We start from the raw sequence: 22,817 nt of genomic DNA, 5'->3' as shown, positions 1-22,817 counted from the left end.
CTACTCTGCTGGCTCGCCAGCACCAAAAATTTGTTCTTCCAGTCCCCAGCGGGCCGCCAGGGTCTCGGTGGCGTTGACCAGTTCTTCGGCGCGGGAGGGATGATTGACGCGGGTTTCCGCGATGCGGCGGAGCGCCTCTTGGCGATTGCCGCTATTGGCGAGCAGATGAATCAGCTCGCCAGCATCCCGGCCGACAATTTCGCCTCCCAACAATTCACCGCTGTCCATGTCAGCCAGCAGCCGCACAAAACCTGCTGTGTCATCCTGCCCCAATGCGCGCGGAGACGTCTCAAAGGCGGCAAAGCCCACGGCTGGCTCAAAGCCTTCATCCTCGGCGGTATCTTCATCCAGCCCAATGCGGGCCAGTTCTACTGCGGAATACACCAGTTCCGGTACCCAGGCCGGATTGCGCGCCATTTTTTCCTTGCTGAGCAGGTTATGGACAATGATTTGCGCATCACTCATGGCCTGATTGGCATTCATGATCGGACCCACCACATCACCCAGTGCGAAAACACCGGGCTCTGCGGTTTCCAGATAGATATCGGTTGCCACGAAGCCCTGTTCATCAAGATTGACCGCCGTGTTCTCGAGGCCCAGTCCCTGGGTGAAGGGTTGCCGCCCCGTGGCGAGCAGGACCCAGTGTCCCTGAACGCTTTGTCCATCTTCCGCAAATACCGTCACGCCCTGCGCGTCATGGGCAACGCGGCTCACCCGGAAATGCTCCTGGGCATGAATATCGAGGGCATGGAGGGCAGCTTTCAGGGTATCCTTGGCCTGGGGTGAATATTGGGTATGGGACAGGGAAGGGGAGTTCACCAGCCACTGCACATCTTTACCCAGTTGCCGAAAAATATAGGCAAATTCTGTTCCGATCACGCCACCGCCAATGAGGATGACGCGTTTGCCGGCAGGTGCAGCTTCGTCGTAGAGCATATCGCTGGTGAGCACTTTCCCGGGGACCGTCTGAATACCTTGAGGTAGGGCAGGCGTAGAGCCCGTAGCAATGATGCTGTATCGGGTCTGTATCTGCTGGCTATCTCCATCCGGGTTTTGCACAACAATTGTCTGCGGATCCTGAAAACTGCCCCGGCCATCCAACAGTTGCACCCCCAGGCGCTTGAGGTAATCCATGTAACTGCCGCGCACCGTTTCCACGACCTGATGCTGGTGTTCCCAGGCCTGATTCATGTCTCCCGTCAAATCCGGACCAATGACCCCCCGTTGGGCATAATGCCGACTTTGTTCAATCCATTTGGCGGTTTCGTGCCAGTCTTTTTTGGGGACGCAACCGCGATTGAGGCAGGTGCCTCCCCAGGTGGCCCTTTCGACAATAGCCACTTTTTGGCCACGCAAGGCCGCCAGCACAGCCGCCCGATAGCCTCCTGGGCCACTGCCAATAATCGTGAGATCTACTTGATAGTATTTCATAAACCCATCCTTTTCTTGTACTTGAACAATCTTTCAAAAGCTTTTAATGAGACTTTTTGAGTTCATAAATTATGCTGTTGTTTTTCAGCGACGCCATAATATTTGTTATGGTCCCGCCCGGGTGACCCCTGTTGCTGCATCAGTTTAACAGGAATTGACGATAAATTAATATTTTCAGGCTGTTGTAATGAACTTCCTGAAACAGTGGATAGGAATATCCATGTTTTGGGGCATTTTTCCTGGACAATCCTGGTGCATGGCGTCGGGCTTAAGCGACAGATTGATGCGATAAAATATAAAAAAGTTATTTTTAACAAAGAGTTAAAATATTGGCATGAGCTTTGCTTTAAGTATGATATGCGTAAATTTCATAACCATCGATCCTCTTGGAAGCTTGCTTCAGCTCTGCTGCTCGGTTTGTCTGGCTGGGCTTGTGGCGTTGCGGCTCTGGCAGGCGATTTTAACATGCGGACGGTTGAATCCAAGGCCTACACACTGATGGATAGGCCTTATAACCCCAAGCCCTTGCCGATTCCTGCCTTCCTTAAGAATCTCAGTCCTGAACAATATAGTCAGATTCAGGACATTACGCCCCTCTGGCAAAATGAGAACACCCCTTTCCAGGCGCAATTTTATCTGCCGGGTTCCTGGTTTCATCAGCCTGAAATGATCCGGGAAGTGGTGAATGGCCAGGTCCGTCCCATTCCCTTTAAACTCAGCGAGTTCAGCTTTGGCAATCTCAAGGTGCCTGCAGATCTGCCCAGCGACCTGGGTTATGCCGGTTTTCGTTTGCTGGCTCCACTCAATACCCCTCCGAACTATAATGAATTTATTTCCTTTCTGGGGGCAACGTATTTCCGCGCGGTAGGTAAGCATGCCATCTATGGCACTTCCGCTCGTGGTCTGGGAATTGATACCGCCCAGCCTTCCGGTGAAATTTTTCCGTATTTCAAGGAAATCTGGCTGGAAAAACCGCAGCCCGGAGCCCAGGACATGGTCGTGTACGCGCTCATGGACAGTCCGGTCGCGACCGGAGCTTATCGTTTCACCATTCAGCCTGGCGACAGCACTACCGTGCAGGTGCAGGCGACTATCTACCTGCGCAAGCCGGTGCAGGTTCTGGAACTCGCGCCCTTGACCAGCATGTATTGGCATGGTCATGGTCGCGGCATTACGGCCGGTGACTGGCATCCTGCCCAGCATGATTCCAGCGATCTGGTCATGGCCGACGGCAATGGCGAATGGCTAACCCGGCCCATTGATAATCCTCTGCATATTCAAACCACGACATACAGTATGGATCATCCCGTGGGTTTCGGGTTGATTCAGCAGGATCGCCGGTTTTCCGCCTATCAGGGCATCGAAACCCAGTATCAGCGGCGTCCCAGTGTCTGGGTGCAACCGGTGGGTGATTGGGGGAAGGGGCAGGTACGCCTGGTGGAATTGCCTACCAACAACCGGGACATGGACAATATTGATGTTTTCTGGGTGCCCGCCGCAGAACCCGCCCCCAAAACCCCCTTGCATTTTGCCTATAATCTCCGTTTTTTTCTGGATAACCACGGTTTGATTCCGTTGGCTCATCCGGTGGGAACCTACCTGGGTGATGATCCCAAAACGGCTGGAGCACGTACGGTGGTTATTGATTTTGCTGGCGGTGCCCTGACGAAATTGCCCGGCAATATGCCCATTGAGGCTCATCTTAGTGCAGAAAATGGTGGCAAGGTGCTCAGTCAAAAACTGGAATGGGATGCCCAAGCACATTTCTGGCGAGTGATTGCGATCATTCAACCCCAAACGGGTACACCCAGTAATGTGCGTTGTTATTTAACCCTCGATAAGCAGGTCATGACCAATACCTGGACTTATCTTCTTCATGCGGCAAAGGAGTAGGTGTTATGTTTAAAGATGAATCAAGCTATAGCGTCAATCCTGCGGGCGAATGGTCGCCGGGTTGGTCAGCAGAGGCCATGGTCGTCGCCAATAGCGCACCGGTACTTGTCCGTATGGAGCGCTACATGGCGCGTCTGGCACTCACCGATGCCCAGCGCTTATGGATTCGCGCCCAGGTAGTCAGTCAGTTGCAAGAGGTGGAATGGGACCAGGGTGCCCTTTTTGCACGGGCTTTTGCCAGCCTGCACCAGGCACTGGCGACCTTGGGTAATGGCGACGAGCTGGATGCCCGCCTGGATCTTTCCCTGTGCATGCCTGTCAATACGGCCCAGGATGCGCGCTCCTCCCGATACTTACAGCAATTGGTAGCCCCGGCCATTCATCGCAGTACCATGGCCTCTCTTCCCATGAATCGTTCCTGGGTGTACGCCGTGTCCCGTTTGTGGAAAGCCCTTTTCTGCCGCAGCAAGGTACGGGCCAGTCGCCACATTTTGACCGGAGAAGCCTGAATTGCTGCGGACCTCCTCGGCTCGACCATGGGAAACCATCAGCCGGTACCGACGCTACTGGCTCAGTGCTTTTATCATTTTGCCGGCCTGTAGCGCCGGTCTGATGCTGGATCAGGTGCTGACTGATCGTTTACCTCTCTGGCTGGAAATTCCTACCCTCCTCATTTTTTCCATGCTTTTTGCCTGGATATCCGCCGGGTTCTGGACAGCCCTGGTAGGCTTTATTCTGCTCATGAGCGGACGCACGGATACCGCCCCCGGCAGTCCGGAACTGCGTCTGGCCGAGCCCAATCCGCAACATAAAGTGGCCATTCTCATGCCTATCTATAATGAGGATGTGGAGCGTGTCGCCGCTGGCCTGCAGGCTACTTTTAAATCCTTGCAGCGGGCAGGGGCTCTGGCCCATTTTGAGTTTTTTCTCCTCAGTGACACCCGCAATCCGGATATCTGGTTGCGGGAAGAACTGGTCTGGTCCGCACTCTGCGAATCGCTGGACGCCTTTGGCAAAATTCACTACCGGCGACGTCCCGTCAACAACAAGGCCAAAAGTGGTAATGTCGCTGATTTTTGTCGACGCTGGGGGCGCGATTACGAATATATGGTGGTCCTCGACGCCGATAGTGTCATGAACGGCGAAACCCTTTACCGGATGCTGGAAATGATGGAGGGAAATCCCCAGGTGGGCATCATCCAGACCCAACCCGTCGCGGTGAACCGGGAAACCCTGTATGCGCGCCTCCAGCAATTTGCCCAGCATCTCTACGGACCCATTTTCAGTGCCGGATTACGCTTCTGGCAGTTGGGCGATGGCCATTATATTGGGCACAATGCCATATTGCGCACGGCACCTTTCACCGCGTTCTGTGCTCTGCCGGTGTTGCCCGGACGGCCGCCACTGGGTGGCCCTTTGTTGAGCCACGATTTTGTCGAGGCAGCACTCATGGCCCGAAATGGCTGGGAAGTCTGGTTTGTGCCCAGTCTTCCTGGCAGCTATGAAGAAGTGCCTCCCACCTTGATTGATGACCTGAAACGGGATCGGCGCTGGGCCCAGGGAAATTTGCAGCACTTACGGCTGCTGGCGGGAGAAGGGCTACGCTCTGCCCATCGCTTTTTGTTCATCAATGGCGCCATGTCTTTCCTCGCCGCACCGCTCTGGGGATTGTTTCTGATTCTGGGTGCCCTGGGTTCCCTGCATTGGGCCGGAGGCGGAAATGACGATGCGGTCACTCCCTTTCATTGGGGAAGCACCATCGACCCGATGCCCTTCTGGCTGTTTGGAGTCACGGCCATTTTATTGCTTTCTCCCAAGTGGATGGCCATTCTCTGGGTGGCCCGTCAGCCTGGCCGACGTCACCAATTTGGTGGCTTGTTCCATCTGGTTATCAGCATGTTGGTCGAAAGCGTGTTTTCCGTGCTGATGGCACCCATCCGGATGGCCTTTCACAGTCAGTTTGTGATTCAGACGCTGTTGGGAAAAGGGGTGCGTTGGGGGGCTCAGGTGCGGGGTGATCAGGAAACCAGTTGGCCCGTGGCTCTGGGTTTTTTTGGTTGGTGTTCTGCCCTGGGTTTGGTACTAACGGTAGCCCTTTACCCTTTTCTGGGTTGCTGGCATTTTATCTGGCTGGTGCCGATTTTGGGCGGGCTGATTGCCGCAGTGCCTTTGGGGGCCTGGACCAGTAGACCTGGATTGGGACGCTGGGCACGCCAGCACCGGCTGTTCGTGATCCCCGAAGAAGTCGTCGTCCCGGAAGAATTGCAGTCACTGGATAGCGACAGTGTGGCCTATCTGCCCCATATCGAGGGAGATGCTTTTGTTCAGGTCGTGGTAGATCCACGTTTCAATGCCATTCACAGCGCCTTGCAGCGCAATCGCACCGGATTATGGCCACGCGCCGCCAGTCTCTGTCATAAGGCGTTGGAAGAAGGCCCACAGCAACTGAGTAAGCGGGAACGTAATATCCTCTTGAGTGATCGAAATTCCATGCTGTCCCTGCATCGTGCCGTGTGGTCCATGAATGACCGGAAGCGCTTGACGGCCTGGGGGTTGGAGAGTGACGATCAGGATGAACTCATCAATGCGGCGGGACAATAAAACAATGGCGAAAAATGGGGAAACTCTGGATCTCATGGCTTTGGCGGGTATCCGCAATGACCTGAAGGACATGCGCGCGCGGGCCCAGGCGGGAGATCCTGTCGCCCAATTCAACATGGGTGTGAAATATGCGGAAGGTGTCGAAGTTCCCAGGGACTATCAGGAAGCGGCGCGGTGGTACAGTGCCGCTGCGGACCAGAATGACGCTCCCGCGCAATTCAACCTGGGGCTCCTGTTTTATCATGGACAGGGGCTGCAACAGGACCTGTCCAGCGCCTATGAGTTGTTCAGCCTTGCGGCAGCCCAGGGTGACACCCGTGCCCAGGCAGGTATGACTGCTATTCTCGGTGAGGTTTCCGCAGAGCAGGCCGAGGCGCTCATTGCCCAATTCGGCTGTGGCGACCAGGGGTCAATCCATTAGCTGTCATCTACGGCTGGTTTGCACCTGCGGTCCTTTCCAGAAGCAAAGATACTTTGCCTAGCGACGATTACGGATTTCAGAGAGACGCTCGGTATGTTGGCCTTTCCCGCCCAGGTAGCTTGGCACAATACTCTCGATAGCTGTTGTCTGGATGCCAAATACCTCCTGCAAGTCTTTTTTGGTGCAGATGTTGTCCACGGACAGGGAGCGTAAATTGTCGCGGGTCAGCACCTTGCCGGGCAGCTTTTCCATCAGACCAGCCTGCAGGTTGCCCAGCAAGGGACAAAGCGCAATCACCTTGCGGTGGGTGCCGATCAGGCTTTGGGTATAAGCGATCAACTCACCCAGGGTATAGACCTTGGGGCCACAAAGATCATAAGCCTTGCCATAGGTTTTTTCGTTGTCGATGGACTGCACGAAAGCGCTGACCACATCTTCAATCCATACTGGCTGCATTTTTGCCTGGGTGCCGGCCATGGGCAGGAAAAGCGGGATGTTGCGCAGTAATTGGGCGAAGCGGTTGAAAAAGCTGTCGCCTTCGCCAAATATTACGGAAGGGCGAAAAGAAGTCACTTTGAGCCCTCGACCCCAGAGCAGTTTCGGGCCATTCAGATAATTGAAGTACCCCTTTTGAGCGCTATCCTCGCCGGACTGACGAATGATTTCCTCACCGATGCCCTTGGAACGCAAATAGGCACTGGGCGCAATCGGACTCGCCCCCAGCGCGCTCATGTGCAGGAGGCGGGGTATGCCCAGATGTCCGCATAAATTGGCGACGCGACGGGGCAGTTCGATATGGTTTTTTTCAAAATCGCCGTGGCGTTCAGGTGGGTAGTCTGTTCGCCCAGGACGGTTCTCGTTGAGAATGCCCACCAGATTGATCACTACATCCCGTCCTTGCAGTTGCTGCTCCAGGGCAAAGGGATCATGCACATTACACTCGATCACTTCCACCTGCGGAAGAACCAGCAGATTTTCCCGATTACGCTCGCGATTGCGGGTCAGAATCCGGATATGATGTCCATCCTGACTGAGCCGCTCCGCCAGATGTCGTCCGACAAAACCCGTCCCACCCAGAATACAAATCTTATGTGTTGCCATGAGCTTGTACTCCTCCTCAAATTATCTGACAGAGCATAGCACAGGTTGCTTTGCGCAGAAGGCGCAGAAAGTTTGAATCAGGGCATGATGGTAGGCTATAAGGAAAGCACATTGAGGAGTAAGACGGATGCTGATCCCCCAAAACGATGCCTATCATAAACAACTGGATTTTGCCGATGCGGAAATTGGCGATGTGTTCTGGGTTGTGGAGCATGTTCCCTATAGCGGTACCATCAAGGGGGTACAAAAATATGAGGTGACTGAAATCCGCTCCAAACAGGTTCGCTGTCAGTCTGATACGGGCAAGGTACTGAAAATAAAACGCAGCACATTGCAGGAAAACTGTTATCTGGAAAATGACCCATATTTTGTCGAGATCAGAAAAACCTTTGAAATCAGTAGTCAGGTAGAAATGGTTCGCAAGCTGGTCAAGGAACATGAAAGCCGGGATTTTGATCAGGAGATAGTGGATGCCATTCTCGCCTGGCAACGGCGGGTGGAAGCACGGCGAGAGTAGCCATGTTTTCGCGGTATTTATCCATTCCTTATGATTCTGTTGGGCAACCATCTGATTAGATAACCGTTTTTTCGACAAAGGGATATTTTGTGGCGGCAAGGCCACAATCAGGGGTGTCGGAGGTCGTGATGATGGATACAAAGCAATAAGTGGCAACAAATAGTATTTGACAGTGTCAGAGCAAATCCATATATTACGCGACATCGGGGCCATAGCTCAGCTGGGAGAGCGCTTGAATGGCATTCAAGAGGTCAGCGGTTCGATCCCGCTTGGCTCCACCAGATACGCACAAAGAGTCAGAGTTCAGCTCTGGCTCTTTTTGTTTTGGCGTTTCATTCTGCCTGGAGGGGTTCGTGCACAATTTCAAGCGGCCATTTGCTTATGGACATGCTTCTGATCCGGATTGGCGCGTGGCTTTGGCGGGCGCGCTGGAAATGGTAGGGAATCAGGCGCGTACTGGAACCTTGGGATTTTTGTATGTCTCTGATTTATTGGAGAACGCTTTCCCGGACCTGCTCATGGAATTGAAACAGCGGTTGGACGTTCAACACTGGATAGGTTGTGTTGGTATGGGCATTTGTGCCACCGGCCAGGAATATCTGGATCAACCCGCCCTGGCTTTGATGGTTACAGATATTCCCGAATCAGAATTGGCTGTTTTTTCGAGCATGGCTTCCTTTGTTTCGTCCCCACCCCTGCAAGTCGGTACGAAGGTCCCATTTTTCGCGGTTGTGCATGCAGATACGTCCACACCCGATCTCCCTGATCTGGTACGTGACCTGGCCAGCAAGACCCAGAGCGGTTTTATCACCGGCGGACTCAGCAGTACGCGCGGCAAGGGTGTGCAAGTTGCGGATAAACTCGTTCACGGTGGGTTGAGCGGCGTTGCTTTCAGTGAAAAAGTTTCTATTGTGACGCGTCTTTCCCAGGGCTGTAGTCCTATCGGACCTTTGCATGTCATCGGAGATGCCAAAAGCAACATTGTCGGAACGCTCGATAAGCGGCCAGCCCTGGATGTTTTATATGAAGAAGTGGGTGAAATTCTTGCCCGAGATTTACAAAAGGCGGCCGGTTTTATTTTTGTCGCGTTGCCAGTAAAAAATGATGATCGCGGTGATTATACCGTTCGTAATCTGATTGCTGTGGATACGGATCGTAAATTGATGGCAATTGGCGAATATATCGAATCGGGTCAGTCGCTGATGTTTTGCAAGCGCGATGGTGGCACGGCTCGGGAAGATTTGTTGAGAATGCTGGACGAACTGGGAAAACTGGTCGCTGGAAGGCCTATTCGCGGAGGCTTGTATTTTTCCTGTCTGGGAAGAGGCGAGGGATTGTTTGGACCGGATTCTGCGGAATTGCGCTTGATTGAATCCCGGCTGGGCCATTTTCCGCTCGTCGGTTTTTTTGCCAACGGTGAAATATCCCATGATAAAATATATGGTTACACCGGAGTGTTGACCCTGTTTCTGGATGATTGAGTAGGGGATGTTTCCTTAACGGGATGAGACAAACGTAGGGCTGTGCTACAGTTCAATCAGTATATTAGAGGTTGATAATGTCTAAACCAGTACGCATAGATCAACGCTTGATGCAGGAAGGGCGACGAACCCGGGGTACCTTGTACTTCGGGATCGGGCTGGGTCTGGCAGCAGGACTGCTGATTATTCTCCAGGCCTTTATTCTGGCCCATATTGTCAATGGCGTCTCTTTTGAGGGACTTGGCCTCACTGCAGTCATGCCCTTGCTCTGGGCAATGCTGGCCTTGTTTGTGTTGCGGGCCGCCTTGTCCTGGGCTGGCGAACTGGTGGCGTTTCGGGCCAGTGCAAGCATTAAAAGCTATCTGCGTGAACAACTGCTGAATCATTTGTTGCAACTGGGGCCAGTGGCTATTGCCGGGGAGCGCAGCGCTGATATCGCCAGCACCATGATAGAGGGGGTCGAGGCACTGGAGCCTTATTTTTCCCGCTACTTACCGCAAATGGCCCTGGTCAGTCTGATCCCTCTGGCCATTCTGGTGGTGGTGTTTCCCGAGGATTGGATCAGTGGACTGATTTTGCTGATTACCGGGCCTCTGGTACCTTTTTTCATGGTGCTGGTCGGTTATGCGGCCGAAGCGGTCAATCAGCGGCAGTGGCGCAAAATGCTGCTGATGAGTGCGCACTTTCTGGATGTGGTGCAGGGCCTGACCACCCTCAAGATTTTCGGCCGTGCCAAAGATGAGATCGAAATCGTGGCGCGTATATCGGATGATTACCGGCGCACTACCATGGCGGGATTGCGGGTAGCCTTTTTGACCTCCGCCGTGCTGGAGTTTTTTGCCAGTCTGTCCATTGCCCTGGTGGCCGTTTCTCTGGGTGCCCGCCTGCTTGAGGTCCATGCGGCGGTCACTTTTTACACCGCCTTTTTTGTATTGCTGTTGGCTCCGGAGTATTTTAATCCGCTGCGCGGCCTTTCTACCCACTATCATGCCCGCATGAGCGCCATTGCTGCCGCCAAACGTATTTTCGAAATACTGGATATGCCCCTGCCGGAAAAATCCCAGCCTGCCATGAACTATGTACATTCCCGGGAAATCGGTCTGGTCATTCGCGATTTGTGTTTTTCCTATGAACCCGGTCGGATGGCGCTGGATGGAGTTACTGCCGAATTTCCCGCAGGTAAGGTCACGGCTCTGGTAGGTTCCAGCGGTGCTGGTAAAAGCACCCTGGCCAATGCCATTCTCGGATTTGTCCATGCGGACAAGGGCGAGATTCTCGTCAATGGGCAGATGCCCTTGAATGCCATAGATCCGCAACTGTGGTGGCGGCAACTCGCCTGGGTACCACAAAATCCCCGGCTTTTTCATGGGAGTATTGCCGACAATATCCGTTTGGGTCGACCGGATGCCGATCTGGCAGCTCTCCGCGAAGCGGCCAAAAATGCCCATGCCCTGGAATTTATCGAAGCCTTGCCTCAAGGGTTCGACAGTATGATCGGTGATCTCGGCCAGGGGCTTTCCGGGGGGCAAATTCAACGTATTGCCTTGGCGCGGGCATTTCTCAAAAATCCTCCGCTATTCATACTGGATGAAGCGACCGCCAACCTGGATATGGAAAACGAGGCCTTGGTGCTGGATGCCATGCAGACCTTGATTCACGGTCGTACAGCCATTGTGATCGCCCATCGCCTGGCCACGGCAGAAAGAGCCGATCATATCATTGTTCTGGAGGCGGGCAAGGTGGCAGAATGTGGAAGCCACGAGGAATTATTGGCCACCGGCGGTGTTTATGCCCGCATGGTGGCTGCTTATCGGGGAGAAATCCATGTCTGATTACTGGCGGCTTTTAAAACTGTTTTTCCCCTATAAATTCTGGATGCTGGGCGGTGCACTGCTGGCATTGCTGACCATATTGTCCAATTTTGGTCTGCTGGCGCTTTCCGGTTGGTTTCTGGCTAGTGCTGCTGTGGCTGGTCTGGGCGGTTACGCCACTCTTAATTTATATAATTTTTTCTTGCCGGCAGCCGGAGTCAGAGCCTTTGCCACGACCCGGGTCATCTCCCGCTGGCTGGAACGGGTGATCACCCACGAAGCCACTTTTCGTTTGCTGGCCCAGTTGCGCAGCTGGTTTTACAGTCGGCTCGAACCGCTGGCACCGGCGGGACTGCAGGGTTATCGTTCCGGAGATATTTTATCCCGCCTGGTCGCGGATATTGACACCCTCAACAACTTTTATCTGCGGGTGTTCACGCCATTTCTGGTAGCCGGTCTGGCAACGCTAGTGATGTCCGGTTTTTTTGCATTTTTTGCCTGGCGGCTGGCCATCGCCCTGTTTTTGTTTCTGGCCATTTCCGGACTGGCTTTGCCCCTGCTCGCGGAGCGTCTGGGCGCGCGCAGTGGCGCCGAAATGACCAATTTACAGTCCGAGTATAGGGTGCAGTTGGTGGATGGTATGCAGGGTATGGGTGAATTGCTCACTTACGGGGCGGGACCGGAAATTCTACGCCGCAGTAATAACTTGAATGATACCATCTTGCAGCGGCAGGCCAAAATGGCCCAGATCAGTGGACTTGGCACGGCCGGGATGAGCTTCATGGGGAATCTGGCTATCTGGGTGATTTTGATCCTGGCTATTCCCCTGATTCATGGTGGGCACCTCGGTCCTTCGGATTTGCCCATGTTTGCCTTGGGGGTGATGGGTTCTTTTGAGGCCATTGTCGCCTTACCACTGGCTTTTCAGTTTCTGGGACAGACCCGTCAGGCGGCACGACGGATTTTTTCCGTGGCCGACAGCCCCTTGCCCTTTCCCGATGCCAGTGGCCCGGCTCCAGAAGTGCAACAACCGGACCTGTTGCTGGAGAATTTACATTTGCGTTATCCCGGTAGCCAGCAGGATGCTCTGGCCGGCGTGAATCTCCAGATCAAGGCGGGCAGCAAGGTGGCGGTGCTGGGAGCAACGGGTGCCGGTAAAAGCAGCCTTGCCAATTTGTTGTTGCGATTTTATGACTACCAGTCCGGTACCGCGCAATTGGGGGGACATGAGCTCAAAAGTTTTCCTGCCGATCATTTGCGGGAATTTTTTGCCGTGGTTTCCCAGCGATCCTATTTATTTCACACCACCATCCGCGACAATCTGCTGGTCGCCAAAGGGGATGCGGAAGAAGAGGAACTCTGGAAGGCTCTGGCGGCGGCACAGCTGGACACCTTTGTGCGCAGTCAGCCAGACGGACTGGATACCATTGTCGGAGAGGGTGGAGTGAAACTATCGGGCGGGCAGGGCCGGCGCGTGGCTATTGCCAGAGCCATCCTCAAAAATGCGCCCTGGCTGGTTCTGGACGAGCCGACGGAAGGGCTGGATCCCGTCACGGAAATGGAATTTCTGCGGGATTTGCAGCCCCTCATGGCAGGGCGCACGGTGCTGTACATTACCCATCGTTTGCTGGGCCTGGAGCAGATGGATCAGGTATTTATCATGGATGAAGGGCGCATCGTGGAATCAGGAACCTATGCCGAGCTGTTGAAAAAAGGCGGACAGCTCAGCCATTTTGCGACTTTCCGGCATGGCGTTACCGGGGATAAGGTGTCCTGAAAGAGTCGGCTGTGGACTTGGGCGCCTTGTCACGACTTTGGCCAAAGCCGTTGTTATTCATGCTAAAATGCCGCGCCCGACAGACGAACTGTTTGAACCATGAAGGTGAGTTTTCGTCTGATAACTGCCTGGGATAACTTTATTGTTGGCTGCTGCCCGCACCGAGGCTGCCCAGCAACTGGTTCTCCAGCGCTTTTCCTTGCTGGGCTGCCGACTGACAAGCCGGACTTGACGGGTTATGCAGGCAACTGAGTTCCTTGCCGAGAATGAGCGTGCTCTTTTTTTCCAGGCTTGCCTGGGTACTTTGCGTATGGGCTGGGGTAGTGAGCCAGGATACGCCATAGCCCAATGCCGACGAGAGCATGGTGGCCACCAGGAATACCAGAAGCATCCGGGTAAATCCCGATTCCAGCCCCTGATCATCCAGAAAACGCTTGCTGTGCCAGGAAAATACCGGATAACTGACCAGCCCCGCGACAATCCCCCACATTATTCAAGCCTCTTTGGGCATGTCCAGTGGCAGGGTGTAAGGTAGTTTTTGCACGAGTAATTCTGCGCCGTTCAAGGCCCCCACCCGGAGTGTCTCGCCGATATTGGCGGCACGCAGAACCGCCAATGCCGCATACTGGCCAGGGCTGGATGCGGCGCTATTGATGATCAGACCGATACTTTGCTCCCCCATGCTGTCAGCAAATACTCCTGTGCCTACAGGCAGGGGATGACTGGCACTGACTGCATACATCTGATTTTTGAGTTTGCCCAGGTAGTGAGAGCGGGCAACGATTTCCTGACCGGGATAGCAGCCTTTTTTAAAATTGATTCCACCCAGTACTTCCAGATTGAGTTCCTGGGGAATGACTTTCTCGCTGGTATCCAGGCTGATGTAACCCACCCCTGCCTGAATGGCGGTCAAACGCCATTGTTCGCCAGAGGCTTCCTGCGCACCTGATCGCATCAGGGCATCTCGTAGTGCGGCCAGTTTTTCGGCCGGAGCGATCATCTGGTAGATTTCTTGCCCGGCCCAGGGCAGACGGCTCACTACCCAGTCATCCCGAACGATGCCCCCATTTTCATGCTCCGGCATGCCGCAGCCCAAAATCTGCGCCAGCCATTTCCCAGCACCCGTTCCATAGATGGCCATGAGCCCATGAGCGGGTTCCGCATTTTCAATTTCCAGCTTGGCCATCATCCGGAATTTGCGCAGGCGTTCTGCAACTATCTCCACCAAACTGCTGGAAAGGCTCAACCAGAAGTGATCATCAACACGTTGCACATAAAAATTGGCGATCATCCGTCCTTTGGCGGTGCTATAACTGCTCCATTGTCCCTGGCCGCTACTGGTCAAGCTGCGCAGATCATTGGAGAATTGACCCTGCAGAAATTTTTCGGCGTCCGCTCCATGAGCATGGATGAGTCCCAGTTCGCTGCTGAGGAGGGAAAACTGGATGGCGGCTGATGACATAAATGGATACTCCCGGAGAACCGTGCAGACAGTTTTCAATCATAGCGCGATGACTGACGGGGACAAAGGGCTGCCCCCGCTTTTCTGCGGGACGGTCCAGCAACAGGCACTACTGCACAGTCTGCCTTGTTTATTGGCGGGACTGTGTGCGCTCTTGTCCATGCTCGATCATTTCCGCTTCGGACTGCTGTTGTTGATTGTCGTGGCTGCCTGGGTGATAGGGCGCTGTCCCTGGTCTGTCCAGCGCCAGTTGCGGCTGCCCCTTGTCCTGCTGTCTGGACCAGAAAACCAATTACTGCTTCAGCTGGGCAATGGTGAACAGCGCGCGGTGCAGATGCAGGACCATCCCTTCCTGCATCCCCGGCTCGGACTGGTATCGCTGCAGGACAACCGCCGGGAAAAATACACCTTGACCGGTATTTTCCCCTTCAGGGACGAGGTCTGGCGTCTCTGGCGCCTGTATCTGCGGCAGGTATGGGACGAGCATAAGGTTGCTCCCGGTCGCGCTGGCTGATGACATCGAAAGGTTGTTCAGCGCAATCTGGATGATCCGTATTGAAATGACAGCCTCGGGATTCACGGCGAAACAGGGCGGAACGTAGCAGGATTTCCGCATTCTGACGCAAGTTGCGCAGCTCCTGATAACGCCTCGACACCCCGGAATTTTCGCCGATTTGCACGGACATGGCAGCCAGTTGCTCCAACGCCTTGCCCATGTCCTGATCGTTGCGAATAATGCCTCCAGACTGCCACATGCGTTGCTGAATGGTGTGGCGCATCTCAAGAATGCCGCGCTGATCGGGAAGCAACCCTCGGTGCCCCGGAGCAGCAAGTGCAGGAACATCTGCGTGGTAGATGGGCTGTTCCGGAAGACTTTCTTCTCCTTCCAGCGTTTGAACAATACTGGCTGCCCCTACCACACATTCCAGCAGGGAATTGCTGGCCAGGCGATTGGCCCCATGCAGTCCGGTGGCACTGACTTCTCCGGCGGCATAAAGGCCGGGTATGGTGCTGCGTCCGCAAGCGTCCACTACCACTCCACCACAGGTATAATGAGCGGCGGGCACCACCGGGATTGCCTCCCGGGTCAGATCGTAGCCGCGCTCCAGGCAATGGCGGTATATGGCGGGAAAATGCTGGCGCACGGCATCTGCAGTTTCTGCACTGATATCCAGGGTGACATGGGAAAGATGATGTTTTTTCATTTCCGTATCAATGGCGCGAGCGACAATGTCCCGAGCTGCCAACTCCGCACGCGGATCGTAACGGTCCAGAAAATGGCTGCCATCAGGCAGGCGGAGTACCGCTCCTTCGCCACGCAATGTTTCCGAAAGTAAAAAAGGGGCATGGCCAGGATCGTAGAGAGTCGTTGGGTGGAACTGGATGAACTCCAGATTGGCGATTTCCGCCCCGGCACGGTAAGCCAGGGCAATACCATCTCCTGTAGCCACCAGGGGATTGCTGCTATGCAGATACAGTTGACCGGCTCCGCCACTGGCCAAAATGATGGCTCGAGCGGTCCACAATTCCGGGGTGTCGTGGTGGGCATCCAGCACCCAGACCCCCTGACAGCGCCCATCGTGAAGCCATAATTCGCTGACCAAGTGATTTTCGAAGAGGTGGATCCTGGCTTGTTGCCGTACTTGCCCGAGCAAGGTACTTTCGATGGCGTTACCGGTGGTGTCGGCCCGATGGAGAACGCGTCGCACCCGGTGTCCTCCCTCTCGGGTCAGATGCCAGGCGCCATCCTTTTGCCGATCAAAAGGCACTCCCCAGTTGATCAATTGTTGGGCTGCTGCAGGACCCGCCTGAATAATCCGGGTTACCGCATCAGGATGACAAAGCCCCGCCCCGGCCCCCAGTGTGTCTTCAATATGCATGGCGATACTGTCCTGGGTAAAATCCATGACCGCTGCCATCCCTCCCTGGGCCCAGTCGCTGGCCGAGACAGAGGCTTGATCCTTGCTGAGAATGGCGACACTACCCAGACGGGCGAGCCCCAGGGCAGTGCTCAGACCGGCGGCACCGGAACCGATAATCAAAAAGTCAAAAGCGGGCATTCATCGTCCTGGATAAGATCATGGGGATGTTGTTGCAAGCAAACGCGTGGGTCATGATACGATGACGCGTTGATAAGGTGAAGAACGGCACCAGAACCATAAAGGACGGCTGAATGAGTAAAACAGGTGGACGCGGCTCCAGGGACGCGCCGGAAAGCGGCGCGTCCACTGACTTGCTTCTCGTTCAGCGCGTACAAAAAGGTGAAAAAAAGGCTTTTGATCTGTTGGTACGCAAATATCAACACAAGGTGGTGGCCTTGGTCGGACGCTTTGTGCGGACCCCGGAAGAAGCGGAAGATGTGGCCCAGGAAGCCTTTGTCAAAGCCTATCGGGCCCTGAAAAATTTTCGGGGGGATAGCGCCTTTTATACCTGGTTGTACCGCATCGCCGTCAACACCGCCAAAAACCATCTGGTTGCCCAGGGTCGGCAGGTGGCTATTGTCGACGCCGAGACGGAAGATGCGGAACAATTTGCCGGCGCTGATGGACTAAGGGAATATGATACTCCGGAAGGCGTTATGCTCAGCAAGGAACTGGCGGAGCATATTCATGGTGCCTTGTCGGAATTGCCGGAAGATTTGCGAACGGCAGTGACACTCAGGGAGTTTGAGGGTCTGAGTTATGACGAGATTGCGCAGGTGATGGAATGTCCAGTGGGGACGGTGAGATCCCGGATTTTCAGGGCACGGGAAGCCATTGCCAAGGTTTTGGCCCCTTTGTTAAACCAGGAACAGTCATGAATAATCAAGGCAGAGAAGATCTGATGGCCTTCATGGAAGGTGAAATGGGACCCTTGCAAGCCAATCGTATGGCCTCCAGGCTGCAAAACGAGCGTCGTCTTCGTGATGCCTGGGAAAATCAATACTGGATTTCCTTTTTGCTGCAAAATGACCGTACCGGAACCCGGTGGGCATCGCCTGGATTTGCCGATCGCATAGCGGCGCGGATTGCCGATGAGCCCAGTATTCTGGCCCCTCGAGCGTCAGGATCACGCCGTGTCTTGGGCCCGTTCTGGATGAAGGCCGGTGCGGTCGCTGCAGTCCTGGTGGTATCGGTCACCTTGGTAGGCCTGCTGCCCCGTAATACACTTTCTAGCGGACAAGTAGATCCTGTCCCTGCTGGTCATTACAACAGTCAGACGGCGCTGTTGAGTGGCACACAAGGGACCCAGGAAGTCTTTCATCTTCGCCCGGTAGGCGATTTCAATGTGAAGCCTACCGGACCTGATCTGATGATTCAACGCGATATCAAGCGGCTCTGGATTCCTGGCCAGAGTAATTATCTGCCCGTGTCAGCTTCGGCCAATTACGCCAATGCTGGGACGCTGCAAAATACGGTGTATAATTCCACAGCGGGAATCAGTAATATCTCTGCTTATCATTCTGCTGGCGGCTATCCATAAAAACGGCAGAAACTGTTGCCAGTCTGCCCCGATAACGAGATGATAAGCAGGGAATCTTGAATAAGTACTATTGGTGGTTGGGAGGGAGTGTACTTTGAATAATTGTGTGCGGCGTAAACAGCGCCCATTGGCGGCGCTTTGTGTAGGGTTTTCCTTGGGCTTTGCAGGGATGCTCCCGGCCATGGCGGATGTGGGCTCAATTCCTCCGGCAATGGTCGCACTTCCAGATTTTACACCCATTGTCAAACAATATGGCCCTGCCGTGGTGAACATCAGCACGACGGAAACCAAGGTGGCGCGTGGGGGCGGTTCTCCGTTTCCACCCAATTCCCCCCTGAATCAATTTTTTGCCCCTTTTTTTGGGGCGCCAGGTCAACCCGGTAATGATCAGGGTGAAGGGGCCGCTCCAGGTCATAAATATCAGATTCAGTCTCTGGGCTCTGGTTTTATTGTCAGTCCGGATGGTTACATTGTCACTGCGGCCCATGTCGTCAAAGGTGCCCAGAAAATTATCGTCAGCCTGACCAGTCATCAGCAGTACCCTGCCCGCCTGGTAGGCTTGTCTTCCCGGATGGATGTGGCTCTGCTCAAGATTGATGCCAACAACTTACCAACCGTGCAGATTGGCGATTCTAGCAGGCTAGAAGTGGGGCAGTGGGTGCTGGCTGTAGGTTCTCCCTTTGGTTTCGAAAATAGTGTCACCCAGGGAGTGGTCAGCGCTACTTCCCGACCCTTGCCGGATGATCCCTATATCCCCTTCATTCAGACGGATGTACCGATCAACCCGGGCAATTCCGGCGGCCCGTTGTTCAATATGCGTGGTCAGGTGATCGGTATCAATGACCAGATATACACCAGTAGTGGTGGCTACATGGGCTTGTCTTTTTCCATCCCCATCAATGTGGCCATGGATGCCGTCAAGCAACTCAAATTACACCAGAAAGTGCATTTTGGCTGGCTCGGGGTCATGGTTCAGGATGTCAGTATGGACTTGGCTAAATCCTTTCACATGAAAGAGCCCATCGGCGCCCTGGTATCCCAAGTGGTCCCCGACGGTCCCGCAGCCAAGGCGGGCTTGCATCCGGGTGACGTGATTGTTTCCTTTGATGGTCAAGCCATCTATAACTCGGGTCAATTGCCCCCCATGGTCGGGGCACTGCCCGCCGGGTTCAAGGCAAAGCTGGGAATCATTCGCGATGGCAAGCCGATGACGCTGAATATCGTGGTCGAAAGTTTGCCTGGGGATATGGAAAAATTGGCGGATAATGGTGCAACTTCCGGCACGCAAAACCAAAAAGGTGAAATCAAGCGGCTGCATATTGAAGTGGGTCCGCTCACGGCAGAGGCCCGCAAACAGTTGAATGTCAATACGGGCGTTCTGGTTTTGGGCGTGGCACCGGGAATCGCGGCAGAAGCGGGTATTCGCCCGGGAGATGTTATTCTCCAAGTGGCGCAACAGCCGATCGATAATGTCAGCACGTTGCAGAAACTGGTAGCGTCACTACCCGTCGGTCAACCCATCCCGGTGCTGGTACGTCGCGGCAATGGCAGCTTCTATCTGGTACTCTCGCTACCGCGCTGAAAAGCAGGATGATGGTCAAGGGCTGGGTGTGCCTCCCAGCCCTTTTTGTTATGGTGTCGAGCGAAACGGTACAATCTGTCGGTTCTCTGGGATTTAAGGGTATATGACTGAGCAGCAACATATTCGTAATTTTTCCATTATTGCCCATGTGGATCACGGCAAGTCCAGCCTCGCTGATCAGTTCATCCGCTTGTGTGGGGCGCTGACGGAACGGGAAATGTCCAGTCAGGTGCTGGATACCATGGATATTGAAAAAGAGCGGGGAATCACCATCAAGGCGCAAAGTGTGCGTCTGCAGTTCAAGGCCAAAAATGGTCAGGAATACCAGTTCAATCTGATTGACACTCCCGGCCACGTGGATTTTTCCTATGAGGTCAGCCGCTCCCTGGCGGCCTGTGAGGGCGCCTTGCTGGTGGTGGATGCTTCCCAGGGAGTAGAGGCACAGAGTGTCGCCAACTGCTACACAGCGCTGGAACATGATCTGGAGATCGTCCCGGTTCTCAATAAAATTGATCTGCCAGCGGCGGATCCTGCCCGGGTGCGCACGGAAATCGAAGAAATTGTCGGCCTCCCCGCCGATGACGCCATAGAAGCCAGCGCCAAGGAAGGTATTGGCATCCGGGAAATTCTGGAAAGGGTGGTCGAACGGATTCCCGCTCCCCAAGGTGATGGCAATGCCCCTCTGCAGGCCCTCATCATCGACTCCTGGTTCGACAATTATCTGGGCACGGTGGTTCTGGTGCGGGTCATGAACGGAGCGATTCGGCCCGGCCAACGAGTAGTCACCATGGTCGGGCAGAAAAATTATGTGGTCGAAAAGGTCGGCGTTTTTACCCCCAAATCGCTGACGGTACCGGTTCTGGAAACGGGTGCCGTGGGTTTTGTCATAGCCGGGGTCAAAAGCATTGAAGGCGCCCGGGTAGGTGACACCCTGACCGAACAGGATCGCCCGGCAAGCCAGGCCTTGCCGGGCTTTCGGGAAGTACAACCCCAGGTGTTTACCGGCTTGTATCCGGTAGATTCCTCCAATTATGAAGCTTTTCGTGAAGCCTTGCAGAAGCTACGTCTGAATGATGCGGCCCTGCAATTTGAACCGGAAACTTCCCAGGCCTTGGGTTTCGGCTTCCGCTGTGGTTTCCTTGGGTTGTTACACATGGAAATTGTGCAGGAGCGGCTGGAGCGTGAATATCAATTGGAACTCATCAGCACGGCACCGACTGTGGTATACCAAGTGATTACGACGGATGGGCAGACCCTGAAAATTTCCAACCCCGCAGAATTGCCCCCTGCTCAGAAAATCGCGGACTTTCAGGAACCCGTCATCAGTGCCAATATTTTGGTACCCGAAACCTATTTGGGACCCGTCATCGCTTTATGCGAAGAACGCCGTGGTCGGCAGAAGAATATGCAGTTTACCAGTGGACAAGTCATGTTGCGCTATGAATTACCCCATAACGAGGTGGTCCTGGACTTTTTCGACCGTCTGAAATCCGTCAGTCGGGGCTATGCCTCCATGGACTATGAATTCGCCCGCTTCGAGAGTGCTCCCTTGGTCAAGATGGACATTCTCATCAATGGCGAAAAACTGGATGCCCTGTCCTGGATTGTGCATCGGGACGTTTCCGAGCGGCGCGGTCGGGAGCTGGTAACACGTTTGCGTGAACTTATTCCCCGGCAAATGTTCGAAGTGGCCATACAAGCGGCCATTGGTGCCCGAATAATTGCCCGTGAATCCGTCAAGGCCATGCGCAAAAATGTGCTGGCCAAGTGTTACGGTGGTGATGTTTCCCGCAAAAGAAAATTGCTGGAGAAACAGAAAGAGGGCAAAAAGCGCATGAAACAGGTGGGGCATGTGGAAATTCCGCAAGAAGCTTTTCTCGCAGTGCTGAAGAGCGGTAAACGCTAAACAGGAAGGAAATATATCGATGGATTTTACTTTGGGGTTGTTTCTGGCGGTGCTCTTATCCGGTCTGATCTGGCTGGTGGATATTGTTTTTCTCCGGCGCAGACGTGACAAGGAAACCCGGGAATCCCTCATTGTAGAGTATGCCCGCAGCTTTTTCCCGGTTTTGTTGGTCGTATTTTTGATTCGCTCCTTTCTTTTTGAGCCTTTTCAGATTCCTTCCGGTTCCATGATTCCGACCCTGCGTGTCGGGGATTTTGTCCTCGTCAACAAATTCCAATGGGGCTTGCGTCTGCCTTTGATTCATACCCAGATTACCCGGGGCAGTCCGGTAGAGGCGGGGGATATCATGGTGTTTCGCTACCCCAAGAACCCCCGCATTGACTACATCAAGCGGGTCATTGGCTTGCCTGGAGATACCATTGAGGTGAAAGGCAATGCTCTTTATATCAATGGTAAATTGATTCCCCAAAAATATCTGGGTACCTTTGATTATCGTCCGGAAGGTCAGGGTGCCGAAGGCATGGTGATCCCCACTAAAGAATATGCCCAGGAACTGGGTGGTCATCATTTTCACATCATTGAGTTCGACACCCCTGAAGCCCGGATGGATTTCGGCCCCTACAAGGTACCGCCCCATTCCTACTTCATGATGGGAGATGATCGTGACAACAGTAATGACAGCCGTTTCTGGGGGGTCGTGCCGGAACGTAATATCGTGGGTAAAGCCATGTTTGTCTGGTTCTCCTGGGATGCGGAAGATTGGTCCATTCGCTGGAAGCAGATTGGTCGTTCCCTGGATGGCCGCCAATAATGCCGGATTACTCCTTGCGTGAATGATGGTTGCCGACTAAATAAGCAATGATTTCATTTGACGTGCCCGGAGTATTACATCATGCAAGGTCTTGTTCAGTGGTTCCGCAACCGGGGTGGTCTGTCCGTCAATCCTCCTGCCGTTCCTTCCCCGGAAGCCGGAATGGGGCTGATTGGGGTGATTTTCTGGATCTTGGCACTGGTGCTGGTGATTGCTTTCGTGGTCAAAGTGATGCCCAGTTATTACGATTACTGGTCCCTGCAAAATATCGTCAAGCAACAAGCGCAGCAGGCGGGCCCAGAGGAGTCTGCGGGACAAATTCTCTATAATCTGAACGGGCGTTTGGGTGTTGCTATGATTCATATTCCACAAAAGGATATCGTGATTGAAAGGGCTGGTAACGGACCCGTACTCATTACGGTGACCTACGATAAAATTGTTCCTCTGGCCGGGAATATGAGTCTGCTTCTGCATTTTCAGGCCAAAGGCGGGCATTGATCGGGGTTATGGTCCATTACCCGGAAGACTATCCCGGCCAAGCGCCGTTTTGGCGATTCAATC

The 22,817-nt window shown here is 54.1% G+C and carries 20 protein-coding genes and 1 tRNA gene; 16 read left to right on the top strand and 5 right to left on the bottom strand.

The annotated features are described in order from the left end of the window. Positions 1-1,431: a dihydrolipoyl dehydrogenase family protein gene (locus tag ACJU26_RS10285; RefSeq protein WP_414039563.1), complete on the bottom strand. Its 1,431-nt coding sequence runs from the start codon at positions 1,429-1,431 to the stop codon at positions 1-3. A 357-nt stretch (positions 1,432-1,788) separates the two neighbouring features. Between ACJU26_RS10285 and ACJU26_RS10280 the strand changes: the two genes are divergently transcribed. From ACJU26_RS10280 to ACJU26_RS10265, 4 genes are read left to right on the top strand one after another with little or no spacing between them, the layout of a single operon-like run. Next, positions 1,789-3,324, top strand: coding sequence for a glucan biosynthesis protein (locus ACJU26_RS10280; RefSeq protein ID WP_414039562.1), 1,536 nt, complete (start codon positions 1,789-1,791; stop codon positions 3,322-3,324). Positions 3,325-3,329: 5 nt separating this feature from the next. Further along, positions 3,330-3,833, top strand: a complete 504-nt coding sequence (locus ACJU26_RS10275) for a hypothetical protein (RefSeq protein ID WP_414039561.1) — start codon at positions 3,330-3,332, stop codon at positions 3,831-3,833. Between the two features lie 4 nt (positions 3,834-3,837). Next, on the top strand, positions 3,838-5,925 hold the full coding sequence (mdoH, locus tag ACJU26_RS10270) for a glucans biosynthesis glucosyltransferase MdoH (RefSeq protein WP_414041963.1): 2,088 nt from the start codon (positions 3,838-3,840) through the stop codon (positions 5,923-5,925). 4 nt (positions 5,926-5,929) lie between these two features. Continuing rightward, on the top strand, positions 5,930-6,346 hold the full coding sequence (locus tag ACJU26_RS10265; protein WP_414039560.1) for a tetratricopeptide repeat protein: 417 nt from the start codon (positions 5,930-5,932) through the stop codon (positions 6,344-6,346). A 57-nt stretch (positions 6,347-6,403) separates the two neighbouring features. Here ACJU26_RS10265 and ACJU26_RS10260 read toward each other — a convergent pair whose 3' ends face one another. Then, the gene (locus ACJU26_RS10260; RefSeq protein ID WP_414039559.1) at positions 6,404-7,447 is read right to left on the bottom strand and encodes a complex I NDUFA9 subunit family protein; all 1,044 of its coding nucleotides are present in this window, start codon (positions 7,445-7,447) and stop codon (positions 6,404-6,406) included. A gap of 127 nt (positions 7,448-7,574) precedes the next feature. On the opposite strand from ACJU26_RS10260, the gene ACJU26_RS10255 reads away from it, so the two are divergent. The 5 genes from ACJU26_RS10255 to cydC all read left to right on the top strand — a co-directional run bounded on the left by ACJU26_RS10255 (position 7,575) and on the right by cydC (position 13,033). After that, the gene (locus ACJU26_RS10255; RefSeq protein ID WP_414039558.1) at positions 7,575-7,964 is read left to right on the top strand and encodes a hypothetical protein; all 390 of its coding nucleotides are present in this window, start codon (positions 7,575-7,577) and stop codon (positions 7,962-7,964) included. A 205-nt stretch (positions 7,965-8,169) separates the two neighbouring features. Then, positions 8,170-8,245, top strand: a tRNA-Ala gene (locus ACJU26_RS10250). A gap of 72 nt (positions 8,246-8,317) precedes the next feature. After that, complete coding sequence (locus ACJU26_RS10245) at positions 8,318-9,445, top strand: FIST N-terminal domain-containing protein (RefSeq protein ID WP_414039557.1); 1,128 nt, start codon at positions 8,318-8,320, stop codon at positions 9,443-9,445. A 77-nt stretch (positions 9,446-9,522) separates the two neighbouring features. Further along, complete coding sequence (cydD, locus tag ACJU26_RS10240) at positions 9,523-11,277, top strand: thiol reductant ABC exporter subunit CydD (protein WP_414039556.1); 1,755 nt, start codon at positions 9,523-9,525, stop codon at positions 11,275-11,277. Then, on the top strand, positions 11,270-13,033 hold the full coding sequence (gene cydC / locus ACJU26_RS10235; protein ID WP_414039555.1) for a thiol reductant ABC exporter subunit CydC: 1,764 nt from the start codon (positions 11,270-11,272) through the stop codon (positions 13,031-13,033). The genes cydD and cydC overlap by 8 nt, the downstream gene beginning before the upstream one ends. Positions 13,034-13,172: 139 nt before the next feature. On the opposite strand, the gene ACJU26_RS10230 is transcribed toward cydC, so the two are convergent. Then, a complete protein-coding gene (locus ACJU26_RS10230) occupies positions 13,173-13,523 on the bottom strand; it encodes a hypothetical protein (protein WP_414039554.1) in 351 nt (116 codons plus the stop codon). Between the two features lie 3 nt (positions 13,524-13,526). After that, the gene (locus tag ACJU26_RS10225) at positions 13,527-14,495 is read right to left on the bottom strand and encodes a YgfZ/GcvT domain-containing protein (protein ID WP_414039553.1); all 969 of its coding nucleotides are present in this window, start codon (positions 14,493-14,495) and stop codon (positions 13,527-13,529) included. Positions 14,496-14,517: 22 nt separating this feature from the next. On the opposite strand from ACJU26_RS10225, the gene ACJU26_RS10220 reads away from it, so the two are divergent. Continuing rightward, complete coding sequence (locus ACJU26_RS10220; protein ID WP_414039552.1) at positions 14,518-15,009, top strand: hypothetical protein; 492 nt, start codon at positions 14,518-14,520, stop codon at positions 15,007-15,009. On the opposite strand, the gene nadB is transcribed toward ACJU26_RS10220, so the two are convergent. After that, on the bottom strand, positions 14,924-16,555 hold the full coding sequence (gene nadB / locus ACJU26_RS10215; protein WP_414039551.1) for an L-aspartate oxidase: 1,632 nt from the start codon (positions 16,553-16,555) through the stop codon (positions 14,924-14,926). The two genes, ACJU26_RS10220 and nadB, sit on opposite strands and share 86 nt — an antisense overlap. Before the next feature lie 113 nt (positions 16,556-16,668). Between nadB and rpoE the strand changes: the two genes are divergently transcribed. From rpoE to ACJU26_RS10185, 6 genes are all read left to right on the top strand, one after another. After that, entirely contained in the window at positions 16,669-17,295 is a 627-nt protein-coding gene (gene rpoE, locus ACJU26_RS10210) for an RNA polymerase sigma factor RpoE (RefSeq protein WP_414039550.1), read from the top strand. Further along, the gene (locus ACJU26_RS10205) at positions 17,292-17,957 is read left to right on the top strand and encodes a sigma-E factor negative regulatory protein (protein WP_414039549.1); all 666 of its coding nucleotides are present in this window, start codon (positions 17,292-17,294) and stop codon (positions 17,955-17,957) included. The genes rpoE and ACJU26_RS10205 overlap by 4 nt, the downstream gene beginning before the upstream one ends. A 169-nt stretch (positions 17,958-18,126) precedes the next feature. After that, positions 18,127-19,539, top strand: coding sequence for a DegQ family serine endoprotease (locus ACJU26_RS10200; protein WP_414041962.1), 1,413 nt, complete (start codon positions 18,127-18,129; stop codon positions 19,537-19,539). Positions 19,540-19,642: 103 nt separating this feature from the next. Beyond that, on the top strand, positions 19,643-21,445 hold the full coding sequence (gene lepA, locus ACJU26_RS10195) for a translation elongation factor 4 (RefSeq protein ID WP_414039548.1): 1,803 nt from the start codon (positions 19,643-19,645) through the stop codon (positions 21,443-21,445). A gap of 19 nt (positions 21,446-21,464) precedes the next feature. Beyond that, positions 21,465-22,256, top strand: coding sequence for a signal peptidase I (gene lepB / locus ACJU26_RS10190; RefSeq protein WP_414039547.1), 792 nt, complete (start codon positions 21,465-21,467; stop codon positions 22,254-22,256). Between the two features lie 81 nt (positions 22,257-22,337). Continuing rightward, a complete protein-coding gene (locus ACJU26_RS10185) occupies positions 22,338-22,754 on the top strand; it encodes a DUF4845 domain-containing protein (RefSeq protein ID WP_414039546.1) in 417 nt (138 codons plus the stop codon). The last annotated feature ends 63 nt before the right edge of the window (positions 22,755-22,817 follow it).

This window comes from Acidithiobacillus sp. M4-SHS-6 (genome assembly GCF_047421495.1).
Taxonomy (GTDB): Bacteria; Pseudomonadota; Gammaproteobacteria; order Acidithiobacillales; family Acidithiobacillaceae; genus Acidithiobacillus.
The sequence above is the reverse complement of the archived record's forward strand: the minus strand, read 5'-3'. Positions and strand labels throughout refer to the sequence as shown.

What these genes read in the sequence shown, in the direction of transcription:
- ACJU26_RS10285 (WP_414039563.1), bottom strand. Translation starts at nt 1,431, where the DNA reads ATGAAATACTATCAAGTAGATCTCACGATTATTGGCAGTGGCCCAGGA.
- ACJU26_RS10280 (WP_414039562.1), top strand. Translation starts at nt 1,789, where the DNA reads ATGCGTAAATTTCATAACCATCGATCCTCTTGGAAGCTTGCTTCAGCT.
- ACJU26_RS10275 (WP_414039561.1), top strand. Translation starts at nt 3,330, where the DNA reads ATGTTTAAAGATGAATCAAGCTATAGCGTCAATCCTGCGGGCGAATGG.
- ACJU26_RS10265 (WP_414039560.1), top strand. Translation starts at nt 5,930, where the DNA reads ATGGCGAAAAATGGGGAAACTCTGGATCTCATGGCTTTGGCGGGTATC.
- ACJU26_RS10260 (WP_414039559.1), bottom strand. Translation starts at nt 7,447, where the DNA reads ATGGCAACACATAAGATTTGTATTCTGGGTGGGACGGGTTTTGTCGGA.
- ACJU26_RS10255 (WP_414039558.1), top strand. Translation starts at nt 7,575, where the DNA reads ATGCTGATCCCCCAAAACGATGCCTATCATAAACAACTGGATTTTGCC.
- cydD (WP_414039556.1), top strand. Translation starts at nt 9,523, where the DNA reads ATGTCTAAACCAGTACGCATAGATCAACGCTTGATGCAGGAAGGGCGA.
- cydC (WP_414039555.1), top strand. Translation starts at nt 11,270, where the DNA reads ATGTCTGATTACTGGCGGCTTTTAAAACTGTTTTTCCCCTATAAATTC.
- ACJU26_RS10230 (WP_414039554.1), bottom strand. Translation starts at nt 13,523, where the DNA reads ATGTGGGGGATTGTCGCGGGGCTGGTCAGTTATCCGGTATTTTCCTGG.
- ACJU26_RS10225 (WP_414039553.1), bottom strand. Translation starts at nt 14,495, where the DNA reads ATGTCATCAGCCGCCATCCAGTTTTCCCTCCTCAGCAGCGAACTGGGA.
- nadB (WP_414039551.1), bottom strand. Translation starts at nt 16,555, where the DNA reads ATGCCCGCTTTTGACTTTTTGATTATCGGTTCCGGTGCCGCCGGTCTG.
- rpoE (WP_414039550.1), top strand. Translation starts at nt 16,669, where the DNA reads ATGAGTAAAACAGGTGGACGCGGCTCCAGGGACGCGCCGGAAAGCGGC.
- ACJU26_RS10205 (WP_414039549.1), top strand. Translation starts at nt 17,292, where the DNA reads ATGAATAATCAAGGCAGAGAAGATCTGATGGCCTTCATGGAAGGTGAA.
- ACJU26_RS10200 (WP_414041962.1), top strand. Translation starts at nt 18,127, where the DNA reads ATGCTCCCGGCCATGGCGGATGTGGGCTCAATTCCTCCGGCAATGGTC.
- lepA (WP_414039548.1), top strand. Translation starts at nt 19,643, where the DNA reads ATGACTGAGCAGCAACATATTCGTAATTTTTCCATTATTGCCCATGTG.
- lepB (WP_414039547.1), top strand. Translation starts at nt 21,465, where the DNA reads ATGGATTTTACTTTGGGGTTGTTTCTGGCGGTGCTCTTATCCGGTCTG.
- ACJU26_RS10185 (WP_414039546.1), top strand. Translation starts at nt 22,338, where the DNA reads ATGCAAGGTCTTGTTCAGTGGTTCCGCAACCGGGGTGGTCTGTCCGTC.